A 5,262-nucleotide genomic window follows, 5' to 3' on the forward strand; every position below is an offset into this window, starting at 1 on the left:
TTTTTGATAGTTGAGCAGTTGTTTGAGGAAAAATATATTCCATAACTCTTCCATCTACCTTTACTTTATAAATATCATCAATGTAGAGGTCTCCTGCACCGGAATACTTAGGATCAAAAACTCTTATTTTATTGCAGACATTATTTTCGTCAGTTTCAAAAATAACCTGAAGATACTCAGAAAACTCTTTTATTTTTGTTTTCCCGCCATTTTTAATTCTAGAAATTTCCAATAACATATATACTCCTCCTGCATAATTTATTAATATATCTGACTACCATTATACCACATATAATAAAAAAACCACCCTTTAAAATAAAGGATGGCTTTCTTTTATAATATTATGGTGTTTTATCTGTTTTTTTCAAGGTAGTCTATTGCAAATTGTGCATATAAGCTTGCACCTATTTCCAATGCATCTTCATCCATATTGAAGTGTTCATTATGATGAGGGGCATTTATTCCTTTGGCATCATTTCTGATACCTACAAATGCAAGTGCTCCAGGAAGTGCTCTTGTGAAATATGCAAAATCTTCTCCACCAGTAGTTTTTTCATACTTAACTATGCTATCTTCTCCATAAAGTTTAGCCTGAGCATCATAAAGAATTTTTGAGATTTCAGGGTTGTTAGATAGAGGTGGGACAACTCTTCTCATTTCAACAGATCCAGTTGCTCCATAAGCGGCACAGACGCCATTTACAACTCTTTCAAGCTTATTAGGTATATCTTCCCATATCTTTTCATCAAATGATCTGGAAGTACCTTCTATAAGTCCTTCACCAGGAATTATATTGAACCTTGTTCCAACATCTATTTTACCAACAGTAATAACAAGTGTATCTAATGGATCTGTATTTCTGCTTACAAGATGTTGTAGGTTCATAACAATTGATGATGCAACAACTGCAGCATCAATAGTATCCTGTGGCATTGATCCATGCCCAGATCTACCTTTTATTCTAATTAGGAAATGGTCAGCTGCAGCCATTCTAGGCCCTGCTTCTAAAGATACCTTTCCAACTTCTACTCCTTGCCATAGATGGATACCAAAGACTGCATCTACCTCTTTTAAGATACCAGATTCATCTATCATCTCTTTAGCCCCTGTTCCAATCTCTTCTGCTTTTTGGAATAGTAGAACTACAGTACCATTAAGTTCATCTTTTACTTCATTTAAAACATGAGCAGCTCCTAAAAGCATAGCAGTATGACCATCATGACCGCATGCATGCATACGTCCTTCATTTTGAGATTTATATGGTACATCATTTTTTTCACATACTTCAAGTGCGTCCATATCAGCTCTTAAAAGCACTGTTTTACCAGGTTTTCCACCTTTTATTCTGGCAATAATACCAGTTTTGGCAACTATTTCATATGGAATTCCAAGTTTATCAAGTTCCTGCTGTACAACTTTAGAGGTATTAAATTCATTATTACTTGACTCTGGATGCATATGGAAATATCTTCTTTTTTCAATAATATAATCTTTGTATTTTTCAGTTATCTTTCTAATATTCATATTTTTTCCTCCAAGACTATTTATAAATAAAATTAAAGATTTTGAAGCATACTTGCAAAAATTCCACCAACTACTACAGAAGCTATAGTAACAGATGTAAATCCACCAATTAACATCTTAGGCATCATAACATCATTTAGATATTTTATTTCCTCTTTATTATCAGTTAAAGAGTTAATTGCTTCTGTTGTAAGTATAAAGTTAGGTGGGAAACCATAAAGTGCATTAAGTGCAATAGGAAGTGCCATATATTTAGATTCGTGAAGAATAATTCCAGCTATCCATGCAAATATTAGAAGTCCAATTACACCAATTATGATAATTCCTACTAATGGACCTGCAACCTGTTCAAGCATTTCAGGTGTTGCTTTACTAAGTCCACCAAATATAAAGGCCATAAGAGTAGTCATAGCCCAACCAAATGAATTTGCTTTTACTAGTGGCTCTCTGTCAACAAGTCCAATTTGACCAGCAATAACTCCAAATACAAGTGCTACAACAAATGGAGATATAGCTTTTGGATTGTGGAAAATACCATTATTTACAGCTTTTGTAAATATATCTGTAAGCCATGCTACAAATCCAAGTCTGAACAGATGCATATATGTAGTGTTGTATTTAGCTGGAAGTTGTGGAAGAAGTTTTTTATGAGTCTCTCCTTTTTCAGCCTGAACAACTAAGTCAGATTTGATTCCTTTTCTATAATCACTTAAAAGTCTTATTCCTTCTTTTTTAAGTAAGATAGCAGTGAGAGGATATCCAATAAATCCCTGAAGTACATATACAAGTATTGCAACTATTGCAAGTTTGTCATTTCCCATAGCAGCTGCAGCATCTTTCATAAGAATTGCAGCTACAATTCCTCCAGTTAATGGTGGAGTACCAACAATAGCAGTTTCTTTACCTAAAAGAGCTATTCCAACTGTCATAAGAAGAATGATGATTCCAATGACTCCAGCAAGTGAGATTAAAACAGTTTTCCATTGGGCCATAAGCTCTCTGAAATTCATAAGTGTTCCCATGTGAACTATCAAAAGATACATCATCATTACTACAATTGGTTGTCCAAGATTTGCTACAGTGACTATGTCCTGTGGAAATATATACCAGTATCCAACCAAGAAAACAACAGCAGTAACAAATACAGATGGGACAAAAGCCTTAGTTTTTGCAGAGATAATATCCCCAATTGTCATTGCAGTTAAAACTAATAAAAATGCTAAAAGCGGTGTAACAGCGTGCATAAAGACCCCTCCTGAAGATATTTAGATTAGATTTTATGTGAATATAATTATAAGTTGTACAGTTTATAATGGAAATTAAAAAAATTTCCAAATTATTTAAGGGGTATATTTCAATCTAGTGTATTTATTTTCAGTACTTATATACTACTTTTTTATTATTAAAAAGTTTATTCTGTTTTCGTGAACAAATCAAATATAAATAATAAATTACATATATTATTTAAAGTTATTATTGTAATTTTTTCTCAAAATATATGTATCGTTTCATTACAAGTTGAAAAATAAAAAACTTTACGGTATAATTTTATTACAATATTAACTTATCTTGAGGAGGAAAATTATGAAAAAAATTTTATTAGTATGTTCAGCTGGAATGTCTACTAGTTTTCTTGTTACAAAAATGAAAAAAGCTGCATATATGGACACCATTTGTAATTATAGCTAACAGAGTAAAAGAGGAATAAGGAAAGTATGAAATCATGGTCACTTTTTATAATAACAATTGGGACTCTTTTTATAGTCATTTATCTTAAGACTAAAATGCCTATTAATCTCATTATGGGGTTAACTTTTGTTGTTATTGGTACAATATTATTAATAATAAGGAGCAGAAGGAAATGAAAGTAGTTGTACAAATGAATGTATCAAAGGAGGTTTTCTATAATTTTTTATTAGAAAATCTAAGAAATGAGTTTAATATAAAAGGAAAAGTAACCCCAGGCTTTAAGTTTGAAAAGGTATTATCAACAAAATTTAATCAGGGAGTAAATACTCAGGGTGAGGTAGTTAAACTTGTTGAAAATGAGGATTATCTTATAAAATTTACCAGCCCTATGGGAGTTAATACAGTTGAGTATAAAATAAGAGAACTTGAAGAGAAGAAGATTGAGGTTACTTATATTGAAAAGTATGTAGGAGATTCGTGGCTTAAAAACTATAACCATATGTTAATTGAATTTACTTTCTTATACTTTTTAAAACGTAGAAAAAAAACAATGTTCAGAATGGTAGAAGAGTATTTAAAAAATAGAGAGAAAGAAAAACAGAAAAAACAGGAGGAAAAGAATGATTGAGTTTCCAAAGGGATTTTATTGGGGAAGTTCAACCAGTGCAGAGCAAAGTGAAGGGCGTTTCCAAGGTGATAATAAAGGACTTACTGTCTGGGATAAGCTATATATAACAGAGCCTTATAAATTTCACAATGGAATAGGACCAGAGACAACTTCCAGTGTGTATACACATTTTAAAGAGGATATTAAGCTTTTAAAAAAGACTGGGCATAATGTGTTTAGAACTTCTATTTCATGGGCAAGACTTTTTCCTAATGGTATTGGTGAGATAAATGAAGAGGCTATAAGATTTTATAGAGAGTATTTCACTGAACTTAAGGAAAATGGAATAGAACCTTTTGTAAATCTATCACATTTTGATACTCCATTGGTACTTCAGGATGAAAAGGGTGGATTTGCAAGTAAAGAGGTAGTAAATGCTTATAGAATCTATGCTAAAACATGTTTTTCTCTTTTTGGAGATATAGTTAAAACCTGGTTTACATTTAACGAACCTATAGTAACAGTTGAATGTGGATACCTAAAACAGTATCATTATCCTATGGAAGTTGACTCTAAAAAAGCTGTACAGGTTGCTTTTAATTTGGCACTTGCTTCTGCTTATGCAGTTAGGGAATTTAAAGAGATTGTAAAAGATGGACGTATAGGAATTATACTAAATCTTACACCAGCTTATCCAAGATCAAATAATCCTTATGATTTAAAAGCAGCACGTATTGCAGAACTTTTTGCCAATAAATCTTTCCTTGATCCAGCAGTTAAAGGAGAATATGATAGAGAGCTTGTAGAGATAATAAAGAAACATAATCTTACTCCAGAGTATACAGAGGAAGAACTTGAAATAATTAAGAATAATACAGTTGATATATTAGGTGTAAATTATTATCAGCCTTTAAGAGTTGCAGCAAGAGCAAGCAAACCAAATGATGAGGCTCCATTTATGCCTGAATATTACTATGATCCTTATATTATGCCTGGAAGAAGAATCAACCCACATAGAGGATGGGAGATATATCCACAGGGGCTTTATGACATAGCTAAAAATATAAAGGATAATTATGGGAATATTCCTTGGATAGTTATGGAAAATGGAATGGGAGTAGAAGGAGAAGATAGATTTAAAAACAATGGAATGATTGAAGATGACTATAGAATAGATTTTATAAAAGAGCATCTGACATACCTTCACAAGGGAATTGAAGAAGGGTCAAACTGTTTAGGTTACATGGTATGGACTTCAATAGATTGCTGGTCATGGCTAAATGCTTATAAAAATAGATATGGTCTCATTGAATTAAATCTTGATGATGCTTCCAGAACAATAAAAAAATCAGGTTACTGGTTTAAAAAACTTGCTGAAAATAATGGCTTTTAGATAGAAAAATACTTGAATTTTAGAGTGTCAGAGGATAGTTTCCTCTGAC

Annotated in this window: 6 protein-coding genes; 3 read left to right on the forward strand and 3 right to left on the reverse strand. The window is 32.0% G+C overall.

What is annotated here, in order from left to right:
- The 3 genes from IX290_RS11060 to IX290_RS11070 all read right to left on the reverse strand — a co-directional run.
- Nucleotides 1–238 (reverse strand): hypothetical protein (locus IX290_RS11060; RefSeq protein ID WP_211493250.1); only part of this gene is annotated, 238 nt, incomplete at its 3' end.
- Nucleotides 239–351: 113 nt separating this feature from the next.
- Nucleotides 352–1,524, reverse strand: coding sequence for an amidohydrolase (locus tag IX290_RS11065; RefSeq protein WP_211493251.1), 1,173 nt, complete (start codon nt 1,522–1,524; stop codon nt 352–354).
- A gap of 32 nt (nt 1,525–1,556) precedes the next feature.
- The gene (locus IX290_RS11070) at nt 1,557–2,768 is read right to left on the reverse strand and encodes a hypothetical protein (protein ID WP_211493252.1); all 1,212 of its coding nucleotides are present in this window, start codon (nt 2,766–2,768) and stop codon (nt 1,557–1,559) included.
- Between the two features lie 340 nt (nt 2,769–3,108).
- Here IX290_RS11070 and IX290_RS11075 point away from each other — a divergent pair, with 340 nt between their 5' ends.
- The 3 genes from IX290_RS11075 (at nt 3,109) to IX290_RS11085 (ending at nt 5,213) form a co-directional block, all read left to right on the forward strand.
- Nucleotides 3,109–3,213 carry a hypothetical protein gene (locus IX290_RS11075; protein ID WP_305798586.1) on the forward strand — a complete coding sequence of 35 codons (105 nt, stop codon included), beginning with the start codon at nt 3,109–3,111 and terminating at the stop codon, nt 3,211–3,213.
- A 172-nt stretch (nt 3,214–3,385) separates the two neighbouring features.
- The gene (locus tag IX290_RS11080; RefSeq protein WP_211493253.1) at nt 3,386–3,841 is read left to right on the forward strand and encodes a DUF3284 domain-containing protein; all 456 of its coding nucleotides are present in this window, start codon (nt 3,386–3,388) and stop codon (nt 3,839–3,841) included.
- On the forward strand, nt 3,834–5,213 hold the full coding sequence (locus IX290_RS11085) for a glycoside hydrolase family 1 protein (protein WP_211493254.1): 1,380 nt from the start codon (nt 3,834–3,836) through the stop codon (nt 5,211–5,213). Before IX290_RS11080 ends, IX290_RS11085 begins: the two co-directional genes overlap by 8 nt.
- Nucleotides 5,214–5,262: the final 49 nt, after the last annotated feature.

The organism is Fusobacterium sp. DD2 (assembly GCF_018205345.1).
In the GTDB taxonomy this organism is placed as follows: Bacteria; Fusobacteriota; Fusobacteriia; order Fusobacteriales; family Fusobacteriaceae; genus Fusobacterium_A.